Origin of the sequence: Phyllobacterium zundukense, from assembly GCF_002764115.1 — a bacterium.
Taxonomy (GTDB): domain Bacteria; phylum Pseudomonadota; class Alphaproteobacteria; order Rhizobiales; family Rhizobiaceae; genus Phyllobacterium; species Phyllobacterium zundukense.
This window is the reverse complement of record NZ_CP017940.1, coordinates 2,246,598-2,265,428: the sequence shown is the minus strand read 5'-3', so window position 1 is coordinate 2,265,428 and position 18,831 is coordinate 2,246,598. Positions and strand designations below refer to the sequence as shown.

General features: G+C 58.1%; 23 protein-coding genes. 10 read left to right on the top strand and 13 right to left on the bottom strand.

Annotated features, from left to right (window positions below; all coding sequences use genetic code 11):
• The first annotated feature begins 2 nt into the window (after positions 1-2).
• Genes BLM14_RS11410 through BLM14_RS11395 form a run of 4 tightly spaced genes read left to right on the top strand, consistent with a single transcriptional unit; the run spans position 3 to position 2,243 of the window.
• Positions 3-629 (top strand): glutathione S-transferase family protein, encoded by a 627-nt coding sequence (locus BLM14_RS11410; protein ID WP_157929521.1) that lies wholly within the window; start codon positions 3-5, stop codon positions 627-629.
• Between the two features lie 12 nt (positions 630-641).
• The gene (locus BLM14_RS11405; protein WP_099999467.1) at positions 642-1,091 is read left to right on the top strand and encodes a DNA polymerase III subunit chi; all 450 of its coding nucleotides are present in this window, start codon (positions 642-644) and stop codon (positions 1,089-1,091) included.
• A gap of 10 nt (positions 1,092-1,101) precedes the next feature.
• Complete coding sequence (locus BLM14_RS11400; RefSeq protein ID WP_099999466.1) at positions 1,102-1,695, top strand: hypothetical protein; 594 nt, start codon at positions 1,102-1,104, stop codon at positions 1,693-1,695.
• Positions 1,695-2,243 (top strand): GNAT family N-acetyltransferase, encoded by a 549-nt coding sequence (locus tag BLM14_RS11395; protein WP_157929520.1) that lies wholly within the window; start codon positions 1,695-1,697, stop codon positions 2,241-2,243. Before BLM14_RS11400 ends, BLM14_RS11395 begins: the two co-directional genes overlap by 1 nt.
• Here the strand turns inward: BLM14_RS11395 and BLM14_RS11390 are convergent.
• Positions 2,222-2,857, bottom strand: a complete 636-nt coding sequence (locus BLM14_RS11390; RefSeq protein WP_237143335.1) for a helix-turn-helix transcriptional regulator — start codon at positions 2,855-2,857, stop codon at positions 2,222-2,224. The two genes, BLM14_RS11395 and BLM14_RS11390, sit on opposite strands and share 22 nt — an antisense overlap.
• A 116-nt stretch (positions 2,858-2,973) precedes the next feature.
• Between BLM14_RS11390 and BLM14_RS11385 the strand changes: the two genes are divergently transcribed.
• Positions 2,974-4,407: an MFS transporter gene (locus BLM14_RS11385; RefSeq protein ID WP_099999463.1), complete on the top strand. Its 1,434-nt coding sequence runs from the start codon at positions 2,974-2,976 to the stop codon at positions 4,405-4,407.
• 7 nt (positions 4,408-4,414) lie between these two features.
• Positions 4,415-5,083 (top strand): GNAT family N-acetyltransferase, encoded by a 669-nt coding sequence (locus tag BLM14_RS11380; protein WP_099999462.1) that lies wholly within the window; start codon positions 4,415-4,417, stop codon positions 5,081-5,083.
• Positions 5,084-5,089: 6 nt separating this feature from the next.
• Here the strand turns inward: BLM14_RS11380 and BLM14_RS11375 are convergent, their stop codons facing one another.
• Both BLM14_RS11375 and BLM14_RS11370 read right to left on the bottom strand, forming a co-directional pair.
• The gene (locus tag BLM14_RS11375) at positions 5,090-6,994 is read right to left on the bottom strand and encodes an ABC-F family ATP-binding cassette domain-containing protein (protein ID WP_099999461.1); all 1,905 of its coding nucleotides are present in this window, start codon (positions 6,992-6,994) and stop codon (positions 5,090-5,092) included.
• Between the two features lie 202 nt (positions 6,995-7,196).
• On the bottom strand, positions 7,197-7,709 hold the full coding sequence (locus tag BLM14_RS11370; protein ID WP_099999460.1) for a DinB family protein: 513 nt from the start codon (positions 7,707-7,709) through the stop codon (positions 7,197-7,199).
• Positions 7,710-7,775: 66 nt separating this feature from the next.
• Between BLM14_RS11370 and BLM14_RS11365 the strand changes: the two genes are divergently transcribed.
• Positions 7,776-8,465 (top strand): glutathione S-transferase family protein, encoded by a 690-nt coding sequence (locus BLM14_RS11365; RefSeq protein ID WP_099999459.1) that lies wholly within the window; start codon positions 7,776-7,778, stop codon positions 8,463-8,465.
• Positions 8,466-8,634: 169 nt separating this feature from the next.
• Entirely contained in the window at positions 8,635-9,057 is a 423-nt protein-coding gene (ndk, locus tag BLM14_RS11360; protein WP_099999458.1) for a nucleoside-diphosphate kinase, read from the top strand.
• A 68-nt stretch (positions 9,058-9,125) separates the two neighbouring features.
• Here the strand turns inward: ndk and BLM14_RS11355 are convergent, their stop codons facing one another.
• The 6 genes from BLM14_RS11355 to BLM14_RS11330 all read right to left on the bottom strand — a co-directional run bounded on the left by BLM14_RS11355 (position 9,126) and on the right by BLM14_RS11330 (position 13,843).
• On the bottom strand, positions 9,126-9,551 hold the full coding sequence (locus tag BLM14_RS11355; RefSeq protein ID WP_099999457.1) for an META domain-containing protein: 426 nt from the start codon (positions 9,549-9,551) through the stop codon (positions 9,126-9,128).
• Positions 9,548-10,021 (bottom strand): molybdenum cofactor biosynthesis protein MoaE, encoded by a 474-nt coding sequence (locus BLM14_RS11350; protein WP_099999456.1) that lies wholly within the window; start codon positions 10,019-10,021, stop codon positions 9,548-9,550. Before BLM14_RS11350 ends, BLM14_RS11355 begins: the two co-directional genes overlap by 4 nt.
• 3 nt (positions 10,022-10,024) lie before the next feature.
• Positions 10,025-10,279, bottom strand: coding sequence for a molybdopterin converting factor subunit 1 (gene moaD, locus BLM14_RS11345; protein ID WP_099999455.1), 255 nt, complete (start codon positions 10,277-10,279; stop codon positions 10,025-10,027).
• A 3-nt stretch (positions 10,280-10,282) separates the two neighbouring features.
• A complete protein-coding gene (gene pgsA / locus BLM14_RS11340; protein WP_099999454.1) occupies positions 10,283-10,867 on the bottom strand; it encodes a CDP-diacylglycerol--glycerol-3-phosphate 3-phosphatidyltransferase in 585 nt (194 codons plus the stop codon).
• A gap of 109 nt (positions 10,868-10,976) precedes the next feature.
• Entirely contained in the window at positions 10,977-13,079 is a 2,103-nt protein-coding gene (gene uvrC / locus BLM14_RS11335) for an excinuclease ABC subunit UvrC (protein WP_204251954.1), read from the bottom strand.
• On the bottom strand, positions 13,076-13,843 hold the full coding sequence (locus BLM14_RS11330) for an SDR family oxidoreductase (protein ID WP_099999453.1): 768 nt from the start codon (positions 13,841-13,843) through the stop codon (positions 13,076-13,078). The genes uvrC and BLM14_RS11330 overlap by 4 nt, the downstream gene beginning before the upstream one ends.
• A 492-nt stretch (positions 13,844-14,335) precedes the next feature.
• Between BLM14_RS11330 and BLM14_RS11325 the strand changes: the two genes are divergently transcribed.
• Positions 14,336-14,977 carry an outer membrane protein gene (locus tag BLM14_RS11325; protein WP_099999452.1) on the top strand — a complete coding sequence of 214 codons (642 nt, stop codon included), beginning with the start codon at positions 14,336-14,338 and terminating at the stop codon, positions 14,975-14,977.
• 62 nt (positions 14,978-15,039) lie between these two features.
• Here the strand turns inward: BLM14_RS11325 and BLM14_RS11320 are convergent, their stop codons facing one another.
• The 4 genes from BLM14_RS11320 to BLM14_RS11305 all read right to left on the bottom strand — a co-directional run bounded on the left by BLM14_RS11320 (position 15,040) and on the right by BLM14_RS11305 (position 17,827).
• The gene (locus BLM14_RS11320) at positions 15,040-15,636 is read right to left on the bottom strand and encodes a glutathione S-transferase (RefSeq protein WP_100001225.1); all 597 of its coding nucleotides are present in this window, start codon (positions 15,634-15,636) and stop codon (positions 15,040-15,042) included.
• A 74-nt stretch (positions 15,637-15,710) separates the two neighbouring features.
• Positions 15,711-16,448 (bottom strand): ribonuclease T2 family protein, encoded by a 738-nt coding sequence (locus tag BLM14_RS11315; RefSeq protein ID WP_099999451.1) that lies wholly within the window; start codon positions 16,446-16,448, stop codon positions 15,711-15,713.
• Between the two features lie 13 nt (positions 16,449-16,461).
• Complete coding sequence (locus tag BLM14_RS11310) at positions 16,462-16,908, bottom strand: hypothetical protein (protein ID WP_099999450.1); 447 nt, start codon at positions 16,906-16,908, stop codon at positions 16,462-16,464.
• A 58-nt stretch (positions 16,909-16,966) separates the two neighbouring features.
• Positions 16,967-17,827: a 23S rRNA (adenine(2030)-N(6))-methyltransferase RlmJ gene (locus BLM14_RS11305; RefSeq protein WP_099999449.1), complete on the bottom strand. Its 861-nt coding sequence runs from the start codon at positions 17,825-17,827 to the stop codon at positions 16,967-16,969.
• 161 nt (positions 17,828-17,988) lie between these two features.
• Between BLM14_RS11305 and BLM14_RS11300 the strand changes: the two genes are divergently transcribed.
• Positions 17,989-18,831, top strand: coding sequence for an EamA family transporter (locus BLM14_RS11300; protein ID WP_099999448.1), 843 nt, complete (start codon positions 17,989-17,991; stop codon positions 18,829-18,831).

Below are 18,831 nucleotides of genomic sequence, written 5' to 3'. Positions count from 1 at the left end.
CTGTGGAGGTCAGGCTCTACGGGACCGAAGAAAGTGTTTATACCCGCATCGTGCGGCTCGTCCTCCTGGCCAAGGAAGTCGATTTCGCATTGATCGAGGCGGACCCGTTTGACGGCGGAAAACTGCCGGGAGATTATGATCTCCGGCACCCCTTCAAGCGGATTCCGGCAATAGAAGTGGATGGCATGCGTCTTTATGAGACGGATGCCATCGTGCAATACATCGATGCGCTCATCGAACATCCGAAACTGACGCCGCCAAATGCTGAAGACGCCGCCCGCATGCGCCAGATCATGCGGATCGTCGACAATTACGCCTACCGGCCTTTGGTCTGGGGCCTCTATGTTCCGGTGTGGTGGCGTGAGGGGCTCGAACCCGCCGGCGAGGCGATCGAGCAGTCACGGCATGTCCTCGGTGTCCTGGATAGCTTCTTTGACTCGTCGCCCGATGCCTGTTTCAACGGGTGGACGCTGGCGACATTCCATCTCGCGGGCGTACTTGGCGCCGCCGACAGTGTTGCGCAGGGTTCGGCACTGATTGACGAACGGCCCCGCTTGCGCGAATGGTGGAATGGCCTTCGAATGGAACCGATAATGGTAAAGACCAGATCTACGCACACGCAATTCTGACCCCGGGCGCAAATGACCGAAATCCTCTTCTATCACCTGACTGAATCGACGCTGGAAAACGCGCTGCCCGGTCTGGTTGAACGCTCGCTGGCCCGTCAATGGAAAGTGGTCATTCAGACTGGTTCGGAGGAGCGGCGAGACAGTCTCGACAACCATCTGTGGACCTGGTCCGATGCCTCCTTTCTGGCTCACGCCACCGATCAGGAGCCTCACCCCGAAGAACAGCCCATCATCCTGACAACCGGTGACGGCAATCCGAATGGTGCGACTGTGCGCTTCCTCGTCGATGGCGCGGAACCGCAAAATGTCGAGGCCTATGAGCGGCTCGTACTTATGTTCGACGGTCATGACCAGCAACAGCTGGAGCAGGCGAGGGCACAGTGGAAACTGTTGAAAGCGCAGGGCCATACGCTAACCTACTGGCAGCAAAATGCCGAAGGGCGGTGGGAAAAGAAGGCTTGAGGGACTGTTGATGCGGCCGATTCTATTGCTTCTCCTGGTTGTTGGTGTCGTGCTCGGGGTGGGATATCCTTGGGTTGCTACCAATTTTTCCGGCGAGGAAATTGGCTCCTGGCGTGTCTACGATCGGCCCGGTCCCTACAAGCCTGTCACCGTCAACCTGAAGAAGGGTGACGCGCCGGTGCGCGCCTTCATCGATATGCAGCCGTTGCGCAATTTTGTTCCTTCAGAGGGACGCACGGCCTTGACGGCCGTCGTGACACGCCAGGGCAAGGACGCTCTCGTCACGACGTTGACCTATGTCAGCTCCAAGGCAACCAACAAGGGTTCGCCGCAAGGTCCGCAGGTCTACCGCGACAGTATCGGTGACATCGATCCGGTCGAAGACGGCGATTATGTTTTCACCATCGGTCCCGGCGACTATGATGGCCTCGAAGTGGCGCAAGTCGATCTTGTCTTGCGTAAAGGCGCGATAGCCGTCGACCGACGCGCCATGCCTGCGGGCATCGCCCTGATAGCCATCAGTATTTTTGGCCTTATTCGTCTGCGCCGTAGTCGCAGGGCAGCGGAAAACACTGTGCCTCCACCGCCGAAATGGGGACGATAATGGCAGATCAAGCAGCCCCTTTTCCGACGATTCTCACTGCGCGATTGCGTCTGCGCCAGTTCGAGCCCCAGGATGATATCGGTCTGCATGCCTGCCTCGGCGATCAAAATCTGATGCGCTACTGGGATTTCACCGCTTGCGAGACCATTCAGGAAACCCGGCGCTGGGTGCGGATTCTTGCCAAGACGACGGCGACCCATGAATCGGTCGCCTGGGCCGTTGCTGACAGCAAATCCGATGAATGCATTGGCATGGTCAACTATCACCATCGCGAGGCACGCAAACGCAGGCTGGAAATCGGCTACATCCTCAACACGAAATGGCACGGGCGCGGCCTGATGAGCGAAGCAGTCCAGGGGTTGATGATGCACTGCGTCGATAATCTGAAAACACACCGCATCACTGCGATCATCCATCCAGACAATGCGCCCTCGATAAGGCTCGTGACACGACTCGGATTCGAATGTGAGGGCGGGCCGCTGCGCGACTATTGGCGTGTCGGAAACAATTATATGAGCCCGATGCTCTACAGTTTCATCGCCAGCTGAGAACTACCCGGTTGCTTTTCGGTGATGCGATAGGCGCAGCGCCGTGCGCCTTTCAGAATATGCTCGAACCGCTTGATCTCGACATCCGGTCCGAGCGCCGCCTGAAATACATCGAGCTCCGAGCGGCATAGCTTCTGGCAGGCCTTTGCCGCAACGCAGATCGGGCAATGATTCTCGATCAGAATGAGATCACCGTTCGCTTCGCGCCTGGTTTCAGCCATGTAGCCTTCCGCCGAGCGAATTTCCGCAAGATGCTCGACTTTCGCCTCGATGGAGTCGATGGGCTCAAGTGCTGCGCGGTATTGATTGAGCGTTGCGGTTTCACGATGCGAGATAAGACGATCCAACCCTGCATCACCAAAAACTGCCGAAACGGATGCCAGTATGTCCGCTGTCAGTCCAGCATGATTGTCGGGAAATTGTCCATTTCCAGCGTCGGTCAAATGCCAGAAACGCTTTGGCCGTCCAACGCTCTCGCGGCTGTCTTCAAAGCCAACGAGACCATCTTCGTTGAGGCGAGCCAGCATTTGCCGCACAGCCACAGGCGTAACACCCAGGCGGTCAGCAAGGGCTGCCGCTGTCTGCGACCCGGCAACCTTGAGCGAATAGAGCATGCGATTTGTCGTGCGATCCTGCATGGTCGTAAGATAGCAAGAAAAATTTAAAAAGCTATTGCTTGTTTTATTAAGAGGAATATAAAAATAAAAAACTTTTAAATTGAGGAAATGCCATGCATGACGCGCCTGAAATCGGCAGTACCAGCTGGTCGGAACTCTTGAGTCCTCGCTATTCGGCGGCAACAATGACGCTTTGCCTTGGTGTGGCGCTGTTTGCCTTCAACGGCTTCCTCGTTTCTACCTCGCTGCCCACAGCGGTCCGGGAGATAGGCGGACTTGAACTCATTTCCTGGGCTTTTACGCTTTACCTCGTCCTCTCGATTGTCGGCGGTGCCAGCGGTGCGTTGTTGAAAGCCCGGCTCGGCGCGAGAACGGCGCTGGTCGGGTCAGCTCTGGTGTTCCTTGCCGGAACCCTCATCGCCGCGTATGCCTCGTCGATGACGGAAGTCCTGATCGGCCGCGCACTCCAGGGTCTGGGCGAGGGCATCATCGCCGCCACCTGTTATGCGCTTATTCCTGAGCTCTTTCCCTCGCGTCTCGTAGCCAAGGTATTCGGCGCGGAGGCCGTCGTCTGGGCGGTTGCCGCCTTTGGCGGGCCACTGGTTTCGGGATTGCTGACCGAGCACCTGTCATGGCGTGCAGCGTTCCTGGTCAACGTGCCGCTTGCACTGATCTTCATTGCCCTGGTGTTCCGCATTGTGCCGAAATTTTCCGGTGAGGTCGCGCGGCTTTCTGTTCCGTTCCTGCGGCTTGCCGCAATCGGTTGCGGCATCATGCTCGTGGCGCTCGCCAGCATCATGCACACGCTTGCGATGGAAGTCCTGTTCGTTGTCGGTGCGGCTGTGGTCCTTGCCTCGGTCATTGCTGTTGACCGGCGCAGCCGCATACCGCTCTTTCCATCCGATGCCTTCGCGCTGAATTCCACGGTCGGCATTGGCCTTTGGATCGTCCTGCTCATGCCGGTAGCGCAGGCCTCCACCTCGGTCTATCTGGTCATGACACTGCAGGATCTGTGGGGTTATGGTCCCACCAAGGCAGGGGCCTTCAACGCCACCTTTGCCATTGCATGGAGCATATGTGCGATCTTCGTCGCCAATATTCAGGATCCGCGCCGCCGCGCCTGGCTGATCCGTCTTGGACCGACCCTGCTTGTTACAGGTCTTGCCATCATCGTCTTTGGTTTCTCGCTCGATATTCCGCTGGTGGTGATGCTGGGACAAATCTTTATCGGCACCGGCTTCGGTGTCAGCTGGGGCTTCCTTAGCCAGACGGTGATGGAATCGGCGCGCAGTGGCGAGCGGGATCGCGCTTCGGCTCTCCTGCCGACACTGCAGTCGGCCGGTTATGCAATCGGCGCTGCCGTTGCCGGGCTTGCAGCCAACGCCGCCGGCTATCCGGAGGCTACGACTCCAGACGCCCTGCGGGACGCAACGATCACGATATTTTTCGTATCGACGGTCATCGGTGTTGGTGCACTGGTCGCAGGCTATGCCTTGCCGCTTCGCAAGCAAAATCTGCTGGCGATCGAAATGCAGAAGCAGCTATAGATTGCCGATGGCAATTGATGAACGCGATTTGAAGGCCGATCCTGAGATTGTCGGGATTTGGGTCGAGGGATGGGCGCTGACACGGCAGGTGGCAGCGCCCGTTTTCGAGAATGGTGGCTATCGCATCGAAGTCGGTTTGCCGGACCAGAAGCGGCGGCATGTGTTTCCGGCCTATTCCGATCACGTCCGTCAACATGCGGATTCTATCGCCGAGCCGTCCATTTTCCTGAAAGTCTGCGCGCCACCGGAAATTGTCCGGGCCAATCTGCCGCCACCTTGGCGTATTGAATCGCCGGGCTTCATGATGCTGCTCTCCGGGCCGATGCAGGGTGGTCCTGCTTCCCTGCCGGATGGATATGTCTTCGATCATCAGCAGCACGCCGGCGTCACCATCGTGAATATACTCGATGGGGGCGGGGAGATTGCAGCGACGGGACGGATCGCTTTTCCGGGTGAGCTTGCCGTCTATGACCGGATTCGTACGCACGATAACCATCGCCGCAAGGGGCTTGGACGAGCGCTCATGAAGCAGCTTGAAACGCTTTCACATGAAAAAGGCATACGTCGTGCGGCGCTGGTGGCAACCCCAGATGGCCGGGCACTGTATGAGACGCTTGGCTGGCAGTTGCACTCGCTTTACACCACGGCCGTCATTCCAGCGGTGTCCGAGGGTTGACTGGCGCTACTGCGCCAGTTCCGTCATCGCTTCTTCATACTCGCCCGAAAGCGTCAGCCACTCTTCTTCAGCGCGGGCGAGGGAAGACTTGGCATAGCCGATTTCCTTGCCGATCTGCGTCGCCTTGGCTGGTTCGCGCGTGTAAATGACCGGGTCAGCGAGCTGTTTCTGCAGCGTATCGATCTTCTTCTGGAAGCGGTGCACTTGCGCCTCGGCTTCCTGGATCTTCTTCTGCAGGGGCTTCAGGGCTTCGCGCTTCTGTGCTGCCAGCTTGCGCTGCTCGGCCTTTGTCAGCCTCGGACCTTCGTCAGCAATAGCCTTGCCGCTGCCAGCCCGTTCGGCCTTGGCGTCGGCCAGAACCAGTGAGCGATAGGCATCGAGATCGCCATCATAAGGCGCAACGCCGCCATCACGCACCAGCCACAGCCGGTCCATGGTCGCTTCGATCAGATGCCTGTCGTGAGCGATGAGGATGACCGCGCCATCGAAATCGTTCAGCGCATGCATCAGCGCTTCACGGCTGTCGATGTCGAGATGGTTGGTCGGCTCGTCGAGGATCAGCAGGTTTGGGCCCTGGAAGGTTGCGAGGCCCATCAGCAGCCGCGCCTTTTCACCGCCGGAAAGATCTTTCGCGGCCGTGTTCATCTTGACGGTCGCCAGCCCCATTTTCGCAACGCGGGCACGAACTTTGGCTTCCGGCGCGTCCGGCATCAATTTACGCACGTGTTCGATCGCATTGTCTTCGGGAATCAGGTCGTCGAGCTGGTGCTGGGCGAAAAACGAAATCTTCAGGTTCGGCGCCACGGTCAACCGGCCACTTTGCAAAGGCAGGCGACCGCCGATCAACTTGGCCAGCGTCGACTTACCATTGCCGTTCGAGCCAAGCAGCGCGATGCGATCATCCGCATCGATGCGCAGATTGAGATGTCTGAGCACCGGCTTGCCAGGCGTATAACCGACTTCACCGCTTTCAACAGCGATGATCGGCGATGCCACGACCTTTTCCGGCTCCGGAAAATGGAAGGGTTGAACGTGATCTTCGATCACCGCGGAAATCGGCTTGAGCTTCTGCAGGGCCTTCAGGCGCGACTGTGCTTGCTTGGCCTTGGACGCCTTGGCGCGGAAGCGCTCGACGAACGCCTCCATATGCTTGCGATGCGCTTCCTGCTTGGTGCGCTGCTTCTGCTGCAATTCCAGCGCTTCGCTGCGCAACCGCTCGAACTGGTCGTAATTGCCCTGCCAGAGCGTCAGCTTTGTCTGATCCAGATGAATGATCGAATTGACGGCCGAGTTCAGAAGGTCGCGGTCATGGCTGATGAGGATGACCGTGTGCGGATAGCGCCGCACATAATCTTCCAGCCACAGCGTCCCTTCGAGATCGAGATAATTGGTAGGCTCGTCGAGGAGCAAAAGATCGGGTTCGGCAAAGAGAACCGCAGCCAGGGCGACGCGCATGCGCCAGCCGCCCGAAAAGGATGAGGCAGGGCGCTTTTGCGCCTCCGCGTCGAAGCCAAGACCGGAAAGGATCGAGCCAGCGCGTGCTTCTGCCGAATGCGCATCGATATCGGCGAGGCGGATATGGATGTCGGCAATGCGGTGCGGGTCCGTCGCTGTCTCGGCCTCGGCCAGAAGCGCCGTGCGTTCCTGATCCGCGGCAAGCACGATTTCCATCAGCGAGTCTTCGGTACCCGGCGCTTCCTGTGCCACCTGGCCGATGCGGATATTCTTCGGCAGGAAGAAATCGCCGGTTTCCGCGTGAAGCTCGCCGGTGATCACCTTGAACAGCGTCGATTTGCCCGCGCCGTTGCGCCCGACCAGGCCGGCCTTCGTGCCGGATGGCAGGTTCAGGCTGGCGTGATCGATCAGCAGGCGGCCGGCCATACGCACGGATATGTCGTCGAGAATAAGCATGGTCGCGCTTTTGCACGGGAAATGGCTTTTCCGCAAGGTATTCGTGTTGCATATCTGATGTGCGTGGTTCGACGGGGCTCACCATGAGGGATGTTTGTCGGTTGCAAGAGACAATCACCAACATCGCCTTCTTAGTTACCCTGCAACCAACCCATTCCCTCATCCTGAGCTTGTCGAAGGGCGCACAATGGTGATGCAACCCTTATGAATAAGGTCGCCCCTCTTCGGTCCGTTGAAACTGGATGAGATCGAAGGATGGCGCTGCCTTTCCAAGCGCAGTCAAAATAGCGTGAGCCTGGCCGCGATGGTGCGTCTGGTGGTTGAAGAGATGAGCGAGCGCCGGCGCCAGCCGCTGGCTGATCGTGCGCATATCGCTGATCGTCGTGTAGGTGAACCGCCCGGCAATCGCCGCGCTGTCCAGCCCGTTGATCCAGGTGAGGATGCGGGCATCCTCTTTCTCCCGCGCTGCCTTCAACTCTTCCAGCTTGTGAAAAAGGATTGCGTCGAGCGCCTTCGGAGCATCGCCCTCACCGGTGAAGCGATGCAGCCAGATGCGATCGGTCACAAGCAGATGGTTCAGCGTTCCGTGCAGGGATGAAAAGAATGCGTGCATGTCACGCCGGTATTCTTCGTCGTCGAGGCTGGCTGCTGCTGCATAAAGCCGTTCGTTGGCCCAGCGATTGTAGGCAGCAAACATACGAAAATGCTGTTCCATCAAATTGACTTTCTGCCGAAAAGAGTCAGTCTTGCTGCCATATTATCCAAAGAGAGGCGGCTTTCCATGGGAATCATTCTGCACGAACTCGTCGGCGCCGACAAAAACCGTCCATTCAGCCCGCATTGCTGGAAAACGGTCATGTCATTGGCCCACAAGGGGCTCCCCTTTGACCGCAATACGATTTCCTTCAAGGATATTCCGCAGCTCGAGAACGGCTATTCCGCCAAGGTCCCGATCATACGAGACGGAGAAAAGGTCGTGGCGGATTCCTTTGAAATTGCGCTCTATCTGGAGGACCACTATCCGGACCGCCCGTCGCTGTTCAAGGGCGCGGGCGGCCGCGCCATGGCCCGCTTTGTCGAGGGCTGGTCGCAGATGACCATCCATCCCTATATGAATGTGGTGATCCTCATGCCGGTGCACGACCTGCTTGATGCGCCGAACCAGGCCTATTTCCGCGAGAGCCGCGAGAAGATCTTTGGCCGCAAACTGGAGGATGTCGCTGCCGAGCGCGATGCAAAGCGCGAAGCCTTCACCAAAAGCCTCGAGCCCATGCGCAAGATGCTCGTGTCGCAGCCGTTTATCGGCGGGGAAGGGCCGCTATTTAGCGACTACATCGTTTTCGGCGCCTTTCAGTGGGCTCGGGTTCTGACACCATATAAATTGCTGGATGGAAGCGATCCGGTGCATGACTGGTTCGAGCGCTGTCTCGATCTGCATGGTGGCATCGCGCGCCAGATCGGCGCTGCTTAGACTTGGGCTTATAACGGTGCCGCGCCTTATCCTCCCTCCTACAAGGGGAGGGTAAGAAGAGGTGCAGCCATGTGCCCATCGGGATGGATTGGCAAAAGGTCTATTGGCAAATGGGCTGCCTGCCGCTATAGAGCCGCCACCATTCCCCCTAATGACAAGGTTTCATTTCATGGCAATTGAACGCACTTTTTCGATGATCAAGCCCGACGCTACCCGTCGTAACCTCACCGGCGCCATCACCCAGAAGTTCGAAGAGTCTGGCCTTCGCGTCGTTGCTTCCAAGCGCGTCTGGATGAGCCGCCGCGAGGCTGAAGGCTTCTACGCAGTGCACAAAGAACGTCCGTTCTTCGGCGAGCTGGTTGACTCCATGTCCTCGGGCCCGACGATCGTTCAGGTCCTCGAAGGCGAGAACGCCATTGCCCGCAACCGTGAAATCATGGGCGCGACCAACCCGGCCAATGCCGACGAAGGCACGATCCGCAAGACTTTTGCTCTCTCCATCGGCGAGAACTCGGTTCACGGCTCCGATGCCCCTGAGACTGCTGCGGAAGAAATCGCCTACTGGTTCTCCGGCACCGAAATCGTTGGCTGATCCGACGTCCATTGAAATAAAAAGGCCGGGCAAACGCCCGGCTTTTTTATTGCTAGAGGATTTTCTTTCTATTTCTCTCGAGCCAGGCGGGCGATGATTTTCCCGGCTTCATCGTGCAGGAACAGCTTTCCAGTGGCAGCTTCGATTGTGTAGGAACGTGTCTGCTCCAGCGCCGAGAAGAATTTCTGTTCCTGGTCCATCACTGCCGCCGCGCACATCATGCGTGTTCCAGCTGCGGGCTTGAAAGTGAGCTGCGATCCAGAAATCGTCGCGCTTGTCATGAAACGATTGCATCCGCCAGAGCCGCTCGCCGATCCGTCGGCCTTGATGAGCAGCGTCGTCTGCGCATAGTCGATCACGCCTGCGCCATTGATATCCTCGGCCAGCCAGGTCACATCCCTGAGCTCGTCGCCCCGGGCGGAAAAAGACAGGACCAGCAATACGAGCACTGCGACAAAGCCGATGACGAGTGATCCAATGGCAATACGATTCATTTGATCTTCTGCCAGCGCTTGAGTGCTTCCTTGTCTTTCGGCTTTACCTCAACCCAGCAGCTTTCCCCGCCGCTGACGAGGTGCTGTTTCTTCCAGAAGGGTGCGGCGTCTTTCAGGTAATCCATCAGGAATGACGCCGCCTCGAAGGCGGCCTGGCGATGCGCGGATGCGGCGACAACGAGGACGATGTTCTCGCCAGGTTTGATGAAGCCATAACGATGGACGACGGTAAGACCAGTCAAGGTCCAGCGGCCCAAAGCCTCTTCGGCAATGCGGCCGATTTCAACCTCGGCCATGCCGGGATAATGTTCGATTTCCAGTGCCGCCAGCATGCCCGCTTCGTCGCGGCACAGACCGCTGAATGTCACCACCGCGCCAATGCCGCGGCGATCCTTGGTCATGCGGGCAATTTCGGCAGCAGTATCAAAATCCCCGCTCTGGATAAGGATGAGCGGTTTGACCGTGCTCATGCTTCATCCCCCGGTCATCGGCGGGAAGAGCGCGATTTCATGGGCACCCTTGATCGGTGCATCGTGATCCACATGTTCCTGATTGATCGCAACGCGGATCACATCCTGATATTCAAACGCCGCTTCATATTCTTCGCCGCGCGTCTTCAGATGCGCCAGCAGGTCGCCGACGGTCACGATCGATGGCTCCAGATCGAGATATTCCTCGCCCTTGCCGATCCGCTCTCGCACCCATGCGAAATAGACGAGTTTGGTCATCTTTCAGTCCACCACGTGTTTCAGCCCGGCCCGGAAATAATCCCAACCAGTGTACAGCGTAATCAAGGCGGCGATCCACAACAGAATGATGCCGGATATCGTAATAATCGGAATGATCTCGTCGCCGGCAGGGCCCGCCAGCAGAAATGCAACGGCAATCATCTGAATTGTGGTCTTCCACTTGGCAAGCCGGCTCACCGGTACGCTAACCTTGAGTTCCGCCAGATATTCGCGCAGGCCCGAAACCAGGATTTCCCGGCAAAGAATGATGATCGCTGCCCAAAGCGTCCAGCCGGCGATCGTTCCATCCGCCGCCAGGAGCAACAGGCAGGCCGAGACCAGCAATTTGTCGGCTATCGGGTCCAGCATGCGGCCAATTGTCGACGTCTGTTGCCAGATTCGCGCCAGATAGCCGTCAAAGAAATCCGTGATGCTTGCGATGAGGAATATCGCAAGAGCACTCCAGCGGGCCGCATCGCTCGATTGCAGGCGGCCTTCCAGGAAAAAGCACAGGACCACAAGCGGTACCGCGATAATACGTGCATAAGTCAGGATATTCGGCAGCGAATAGGCGTTGTTTCTGGGCATGTTTCCAACCAATCAAATCAGTGCCGATCAAAGGGGTTCGACCGCGTTCCGTCAAGCTCATCAATGGGGAGTCGGGCGCATTTATGTCCCGATATCAATAAGAAAGACTCTATGTACGGAAATGGTCGCGAATTGTAATCGCCATCGCTTCAGATATACCGTCGACCTTCATCAAATCTTCGACAGCAGCCCGTGAAACCGCCTTGGCCGTGCCAAATTGATGCAGGAGGGCACGTTTGCGCGAAGGACCGATCCCGGCGATTTCATCGAGCGGGTTCTTGACCATTTCCTTCTTGCGCTTCGCGCGGTGCGTGCCGATGGCAAAGCGGTGCGCCTCGTCGCGCAAGCGCTGCAGGAAATACAGGACCGGATCGCGTGGCGGCAGCGTGAATGACGGCTTGCCCTCCATGAAGAAGCGCTCGCGTCCCGCATCGCGGTCAACGCCTTTGGCGACGCCGATGGCCGTTACCTTGTCGGCAATGCCCATCTCCTGCAGGATACCGCGCACCGCGCTCATCTGTCCCTGGCCCCCGTCGATCAGGATAATGTCGGGCCACGCCGGAAAAGCGTCAGAATCGTCGTCGAATTCGTCGATCTCGATATCCTCTGCCGGCGCGTCCTTGGTCTCCGGCGTGCCATGTTCCTTGACGAGCCGGCTGAAGCGCCGCTCGATGATCTCTCGCATCATGCCGAAATCGTCGCCCGGCGTGATCTCTGTCGAGCGGATATTGAACTTGCGATACTGGTTTTTGACGAAACCTTCGGGTCCGGCAACGATCATCGCGCCAATGGCGTTGGTGCCCATGATGTGGGAGTTGTCGTAGACCTCGATGCGCCGCGGCGTCTTTTCGAGACCGAAAGTCTCCGCCACGCCCTTGAGCAGCCGTGATTGCGATGAGGTTTCCGCGAGCTGGCGCCCCAGGGCCTCGCGCGCATTGCTCAGCGCATGCTCGACCAGATCCTTTTTCTCGCCGCGCTGCGGAACGCTGATTGTGACCTTGCGATCGGATTTAGCTGTCAGCGCCACGCCGAGCAGTTCCTGGTCTTCGACTGTCTCGGAAAGCAGGATCAGGGCCGGGCAGGGCTTGTCATCATAGAACTGCGACAGGAACGCGCCGAGAACCTCCGCACCGGACAAGGACGAATCCGCCTTCGGATAATAGGCGCGGTTGCCCCAGTTCTGACCGGTACGGAAGAAAAACACCTGAATGCAGGTAACGCCGCCGTCCTGATAGATGGCGAAGACATCGGCTTCCTCCACCGATTGCGGATTGATGCCGGAGTGCGCTTGCACATGCGACAGCGCCGAGAGCCTGTCGCGGTATACGGCAGCCCGTTCGAAATCCAGTTCCGCCGATGCCTCGCGCATCGCATCGGACAGATGCGTCTTCACTGCCTGGCTCTTGCCGGAAAGAAAGGCCTTGGTTTCGCTGACGAGCTCGTCATAATCCGCATCGCTGATTTCGCCGGTGCACGGCCCGGAGCAGCGCTTGATCTGGTAGAGCAGGCAGGGTCGTGTACGGTTCTCGTAGAACGAATCCGTGCAGGTGCGCAGTAGGAATGCCCGCTGCAGCGCGTTGATCGTCCGCCCGACTGCTCCGGCCGAGGCGAAAGGCCCGAAATAATCGCCCTTGCTCGAACGCGCGCCGCGATGCTTGAAAATCCCGGGCGCCAGCCTCCTGTCTGTCTGTTTCGGAGCGGTCAGCAGGATATATGGGAAGGATTTGTCATCCCGCATCAACACATTAAAACGTGGCCGCAAGCGCTTGATCAGATTCGCTTCCAGGAGCAGCGCTTCCGTCTCGGTACGGGTGACGACGAACTCCATCTTCATGGTTTCGCGGATCATGCGGGCGATACGGTTGTTGTGGCCCTGACCGCGCGCATAGTTGGAAACGCGCTTCTTCAAGCTGTGCGCCTTGCCGACATAAAGCACGTCACCGGCCTCGTTGAACATGCGATAGACGCCGGGCTTGTTTGGCAGGCGCTTGACCAGCTCGGCAATCACATCGGCGCCACTGGTGCCATCGCTGACGACGGTAGAATCCCACTCGATCGCACTGATCAGCGCGGCAACATCGCGCAGCGGCTCGCCGCTCTCGTCAGGCGTCTCGTCCTCTTCCTTTGCCACACCAACGTCGATATCGTCCTCCTTCACGTCGTCAGGAAGAATCTGCTTCGGATTGGGGGATGGGTTTGCCGGGTCGTTCATTCTGTAATTCCTGTTACATCCGGCGTTTCCCAAGCCAGATGCTGCCCGCCATCGAGCGCAATCATTTGCCCCGTTATCGAGCGTGTCTCCCAGAGATAGCGGATTGTACGGCCGAATTCTGACAGATCGGGCCCGTGTTTCAACAGGAGCCCACTGACCTGGCGGTTGAAATCCGTTTGACTCTGCCTGGGGCTCGGCAGGGTTGGCCCTGGGCCAATAGCATTCACGCGGATACGTGGCGCCAACGCCTGTGCAAGCGTCTGTGTCGCTGTCCCGAGCGCCGATTTCGACAACGTATAGGACATGAATTTGGGCGTGAGCTTCCACACGCGGTAGTCGATGAGATTGACAACCAGACCATCCTTGCCGGCGGGCAGGGCTGAAGCCATCGCATCGGCGAGCAGTACCGGCGCCTTGACGTGCACGGCAAAATGCCTGTCCCAGATCGCGTCGTCGGTCAGATTGCCGATTCCGTCTTCCTGAAAAGTCGAAGCATTGTTGACCAGCAATTGGACCGGTCCGAGCTGATCCTTCGCGTCACCGACAAGCCGGCGCACGGCATTGCTGTCCGCAAGATCGGCCTGGACGACACACGCCGTGCCACCCGCGGCATAAATATCTGTCAAAAGTTCTTCGCCCTCATCGCGCGAATGATTGCAATGAATCGCAACGGCAAAGCCATGTGCAACGAGATCTTCGACAATTGCCTTGCCGATTCGCTTTGCGCCACCGGTTACAAGAACAACGGTTTGGTCAGACTTCAAGTTGGCTCTTCCTTATGCTGCGATTCAGCCACGAATATAAGGATGGCGGATTGAAAGCGCGAGGGCGAAAGGTCAGCAATGAACAGCTGCAGTGGATCGCGCATGTCCAATGCCTTTTCAGTCAGCTGACGCCGTATAGCACGAGAATTTCAAAGCGCGGCTCAAGACGAATGCAGAAATTAAGTATCCATTAAGTATATTATATTGCGCTGCAATATCGAGTGACGTCCGAGTAGATTTTACTCAAATATCCATAAACTTTTATTTTATGGGAGTATTTTTAGATAATTGAAATCATTGACGAATTCTGATTGTTGCATAAAAAACACATCGCATTTCTGCCATCTTCTCGTCGGCTTCTTTTCACACTCCGGAGCAAGTGCCGCCACAATGCGGAGCGAATGTCCGTCTCGTTAAGCGGACGCAGATCAATGGTTTTCCCCCCGACCAGTGCCCGCTCCGTGTGAAAGAGTTCTAAAAAGGGAGATTGCCATGCGCACTCTTAAAACAATGATCCTCGCTTCGGCAGCTGTGCTGACGCTCTCCGCCCCGGTTCTTGCTGCCGACGCCGTTGTAGAACAGGCTCCGGCTCCGGAAGCCGTCGTTGAAGCACCCGTCTCCGATTGGTCCGGCGCCTACCTTGGTGCCTATGGCGGCTACGGTTGGAACAAGCACAAGACCGAGGAAGGCAACATCGACGCCGACGGTTTCAAGGGCGGCGCCTATGGTGGTTATAACTTCCAGAACGGCCAGTTCGTCTATGGTGGTGAAGCCGATCTCGGCTATTCCGGTGGTGACGATACCAGCAATGGCATCAAGGCCAAGCAGGGCGTAGAAGGTTCGGTCCGTGCTCGCGCCGGTATCGATCTCAACCCGGTTCTGCTTTACGGCACCGGCGGTCTTGCCGTGACGAACAGCAAGCTCGAGTCCGCTACCGGTAGCGATTCCAACACCCACATCGGCTGGACGGCCGGTGCCGGTGCAGAAGCCAAGATCACTCAGAACATCGTCGGACGTCTTGAGTATCGCTACAGCGATTATGGCCGCAAGGACTATGACCTCGGTGGTGTTGACGACGTTTCGAGCAAGCTCACCACGAACGAAGTTCGTGTTGGTGTTGGCTACAAGTTCTAAAACCAGCGTATTTCAGCAAAAAGCCGGGCAGGAAACTGCCCGGCTTTTTTCTTGCCTGGGGTTTATTTCGGCAGCAGCGCGGCCAACTCCGGATGCAATTCCTCGAAGCGCTTCTGCCAGCGCTTCAGCTTGGAGCGGCCCTTTTCCCATTTGCCTTCGAAACGCAGGCTCGCATAGGCGAGGGCGGCGGCCAGCGCGATATGACCGCCATGGATTTTCTTGTTGAGGCGAGGCGGCGCGGCATTCAACTGATCAAGCACGCGGAGCGCCTTGCCCCATTGGCGATCGAGCCACGGCTGATGGATCTTTTCCTCCGGGTGAAAGCGGCGCTCATAGACATGCGCCAGCAGGACATCGCAGAGACCATCGGCGATCGATTCCAGCTGTTCGGCTTCCAGGCGTTTTTCCGCATTGCGCGGGAAAATCTTGTTGCCGGACAAACGGTTCAGATATTGCGTGATGACCCGGCTGTCGAAGATGGCCTTGCCATCGTCGAGAATAAGCGTCGGGATCTTGCCCAGCGGGTTGGCATTGATCAGTTCCGCGGGTTCGGCATTGCTGTCGACCAGCACGGATTCAACAGGGACACCCGCATAGAGCGCAGCCATGCGGACTTTGGTGCTGTAGGGGGAGGCAGGAGAATAAAGTACTTTCGTCACGATGACGCTCCAGTGTTTTGGCGATTCGGTGCCGAACCGTAAACCGGTCACGGGGATTAGCAAAGCGCGGCATTTTACTGCGCGGCCGGCATTGCCGCAGATCGCCGCCGGCAGGACGAGCGCTCGACCTCGGGACACGAGCGGAAGCTGAGATCCTTTGTCAGGCAGACGCGCACCTCGCGCAAATAGTCGCTGTCACAGGTAATGGCAATTCCATCCTTTGTCAGACCCGGATTGGCGGAGATAAAAGCCTGTTCGAGAACGAGCGGATTGACCGGCGCGCGTGGCGTTGGCTGGCGGTACGCCGAGGGTATCGAAACGCGCTCTACCGCCTGGCGTATCACCGCAAAATAGTCCTTCTGGGTCAAGCCGGTACAGGTACCGTGCTTGCGCCACTCGTGGATAACGAGGCCGGTCGACGGCATGATATCGGATAGCTGCTTGGCCTTGGCAAAAGGCACGTCGCGTGGCTGCGATGTATCGCAATCCTGCGGGTAGCCGCGCTCATATTGCGGCCATAATCCGTGCACGACGAAGCCGTAGGGGCGGCCGGAAGCGCATTGCTGCCGGTTGGCGTTTGGACCTTCCGCCGCGCAATAACTCGGCGACCAGGAGAGGGCAAGGACGTAATAGTCGAACCCGGATCCTGCCGGAACAACTGCGGCCGGCAAACGATTCGGTTGCCGTTCGGAGGCCGCGATTGGTTCAGGGCTGCTGTCCTGCGGCTGATTCTGCTCCCTCAGATAGGTGAGGATGGTTATGCCGATCAGGGCCGCAAACAGGGCGTAGCGGGCCAGCTTTCCGATCGGCATACTCTATTTAAAATCAATACAAGGTGCGGCAATTGCCATTGTAGACGTGCCAGCGATCAAATCCTGCGACGCAGAACTCGACATTGTTACCGACCCCGACAAACCCCTGTCCCTCTTCGACCAGATACCAGACCGGACGCTGATCGCCATCGGACAGGTGGGCTGTAGCACGGCAATAGTGACGGGCCACTGCAGCCAGTTCAGGATCGCGGCTCGGTTCATAGCGACTTAGGCGCACGTCGCTGAAATCCTGGATCGCCACCTGCGGCAGGCCGGGTACGTGGTGCACCTGGTAGGAGAATCTGTTGACGATGCGGTTCAACACGTGTGCCCGACCGCATGTATCGTCATAGCCCGGCCCGCTCTCGGTGTAGTCCGCAGCCCTTGCCGGGGCGGCGATGGAGGATAGTGCCACACCGACTGCGAAGCTTGCAGCAAGAAGGGACGATACGCGTGCCATGGATCACTCTCCGTGAAATGTCTTCGTAACGCCAATCTCGACCAGCAGTTGCGTCCGGTCAAGTGGCAACTTGCTCGCCACGGATCCAATCGAGTGTGAAACCTGCATTCTGTCCCTCACTGAGGATTTTCGACAACGCCGGGAGGATGGTGCGTAATTCATCATCCAGCGTATAGGGAGGATTGACGATAATCATGCCGGTGCCATCCAGCCTCGGTTCCGCTGAGGGCGCACGAATCATCAATTCCGCACGCAAGATCTTGGGAATTCCGGTTTCCTGCAGCGCCGTGACGAACCGCCGGACCTCCTGCCGGTCCTTCACGGGATACCACAGCGCAAAGATCCCGCCGGAAAAACGCTTGTGCGCCCGCACAAGCCCATCGACGAGCCGGTCGAATTCCCCACCCACTTCGAACGGCGGATCGACCAGCACAAGGCCGCGCTTTTCCTTCGGCGGCAGATGGGCGCCAAGCGCCAGCCAGCCATCGAGCTTGGTCACGCGGACCTGAATGTCGCCCTCGAAGACGTCGGCCAGCAATTCGGCATCCTGCGGGTGCAGTTCGAGCGCCGAAAGCCGGTCCTGACGCCGCAGAAGATGTCGCACGATCAACGGCGAACCCGGATAATGGCGCATCGTGCCGTCAGCGTTTTCAGCGCGAACGATGTCGAGATAGGGCTGGATCAGCTCCGCAACCTTTGCATCGACCTTGGCGTCCAGCAGCCGCCCGACGCCGCTTTGCCACTCATTGGTCTTGCCCGCCTCGATGCCTTGCAGATCATAGCGGCCGATACCCGCATGGGTATCGATGACGCGAAAGGCCTGGTCCTTGCGTTGCAGATAAAGGACAATTCGCATCAGTATGATGTGTTTGACCACATCGGCGAAATTGCCGGCATGATAGGCGTGACGATAGTTCATGGCTGCTTGTTTCACGATGTTCGTTCGGTCGCAAGCGTACGAACGATCGTCCCATTAGAATCGTTGATGTTAAGCTTCCAATTAACGAATTTGCCCACAGACACAAATCTGTCATAGAGCAAGCTGGTCACGCGCAACTGGCTGGCGTGTTGGGGTTATAAATGTCCGGAACCGTCGTCCTCGTTGTGCTGTTTGCTGCGCTCATGCATGCAAGCTGGAATGCCGTCGTCAAATCCGAGGGCGACAAGTTCCTCAACACCGTGGTGGTGGTGACCTCTGCCGGGCTGATTGCTGCGATTTGCCTGCCCTTCCTTGCGCCGCCGGCACGCGAAAGCTGGCCGTTCCTTGCAGCGTCCGGCGTCGCCCAGGTCATCTATCTTGTGCTCGTGGCTGCTGCCTATCGCAGTGGCGACATGAGCCAGGCATATCCGATCATGCGCGGCACGGCGCCACTGATCGTGGCCATTGCGAGCGGACCTTTGATCGGCGAAGTGCTTTCCTTGCAGAAATGGGCGGGAATTGCATTGATATGCGGAGGTGTCCTCGCGCTGGCGCTGGAATCGCGCCGCCGGGCGGCATCAAATCGAGCCGCTACAATGTTCGCCCTGATCAATGCTGTCGTGATTGCCTCCTACACGCTCATCGACGGCGTTGGCGTGCGCCATTCCGGCGCGCCCGCTGCTTATACAATGTGGGTTTTCGTACTGAATGCCGTGCCGCTGTTTGTCTGGACAATGGTGATGCGCAGGGGCGAGCTTTGGCCGCATTTCGTCAAACGCACCCGCCTCGCGACGATCGGCGGCGTCGGTACGCTTGGTTCCTACGGTCTGGCACTATGGGCAATGACCATGGCGCCGGTCGCTGCCGTGGCGGCCTTGCGCGAAACGTCCATCCTCTTTGCCGTCGCCATTTCGGCCTTCATCCTCAATGAAAGCGTTGGTCCGAAGCGTCTGGCTGCCGTGGGTTTGATCGCGGCCGGTGCGGCGGTCATGCGGCTGGCGTGA

Coding starts and splice junctions, on each gene's coding strand:
- BLM14_RS11300 (WP_099999448.1), top strand. CDS start 17,989: ATGTCCGGAACCGTCGTCCTCGTTGTGCTGTTTGCTGCGCTCATGCAT.
- BLM14_RS11355 (WP_099999457.1), bottom strand. CDS start 9,551: ATGAATCGTATTGCCATTGGATCACTCGTCATCGGCTTTGTCGCAGTG.
- BLM14_RS11310 (WP_099999450.1), bottom strand. CDS start 16,908: ATGGCACGCGTATCGTCCCTTCTTGCTGCAAGCTTCGCAGTCGGTGTG.
- BLM14_RS11325 (WP_099999452.1), top strand. CDS start 14,336: ATGCGCACTCTTAAAACAATGATCCTCGCTTCGGCAGCTGTGCTGACG.
- BLM14_RS11380 (WP_099999462.1), top strand. CDS start 4,415: ATGGCAATTGATGAACGCGATTTGAAGGCCGATCCTGAGATTGTCGGG.
- BLM14_RS11305 (WP_099999449.1), bottom strand. CDS start 17,827: ATGAACTATCGTCACGCCTATCATGCCGGCAATTTCGCCGATGTGGTC.
- moaD (WP_099999455.1), bottom strand. CDS start 10,279: ATGACCAAACTCGTCTATTTCGCATGGGTGCGAGAGCGGATCGGCAAG.
- BLM14_RS11390 (WP_237143335.1), bottom strand. CDS start 2,857: ATGCTCTATTCGCTCAAGGTTGCCGGGTCGCAGACAGCGGCAGCCCTT.
- BLM14_RS11385 (WP_099999463.1), top strand. CDS start 2,974: ATGCATGACGCGCCTGAAATCGGCAGTACCAGCTGGTCGGAACTCTTG.
- BLM14_RS11370 (WP_099999460.1), bottom strand. CDS start 7,709: ATGGAACAGCATTTTCGTATGTTTGCTGCCTACAATCGCTGGGCCAAC.
- BLM14_RS11405 (WP_099999467.1), top strand. CDS start 642: ATGACCGAAATCCTCTTCTATCACCTGACTGAATCGACGCTGGAAAAC.
- BLM14_RS11315 (WP_099999451.1), bottom strand. CDS start 16,448: ATGCCGATCGGAAAGCTGGCCCGCTACGCCCTGTTTGCGGCCCTGATC.
- ndk (WP_099999458.1), top strand. CDS start 8,635: ATGGCAATTGAACGCACTTTTTCGATGATCAAGCCCGACGCTACCCGT.
- pgsA (WP_099999454.1), bottom strand. CDS start 10,867: ATGCCCAGAAACAACGCCTATTCGCTGCCGAATATCCTGACTTATGCA.
- uvrC (WP_204251954.1), bottom strand. CDS start 13,079: ATGAACGACCCGGCAAACCCATCCCCCAATCCGAAGCAGATTCTTCCT.
- BLM14_RS11395 (WP_157929520.1), top strand. CDS start 1,695: ATGGCAGATCAAGCAGCCCCTTTTCCGACGATTCTCACTGCGCGATTG.
- BLM14_RS11365 (WP_099999459.1), top strand. CDS start 7,776: ATGGGAATCATTCTGCACGAACTCGTCGGCGCCGACAAAAACCGTCCA.
- BLM14_RS11400 (WP_099999466.1), top strand. CDS start 1,102: ATGCGGCCGATTCTATTGCTTCTCCTGGTTGTTGGTGTCGTGCTCGGG.
- BLM14_RS11350 (WP_099999456.1), bottom strand. CDS start 10,021: ATGAGCACGGTCAAACCGCTCATCCTTATCCAGAGCGGGGATTTTGAT.
- BLM14_RS11375 (WP_099999461.1), bottom strand. CDS start 6,994: ATGCTTATTCTCGACGACATATCCGTGCGTATGGCCGGCCGCCTGCTG.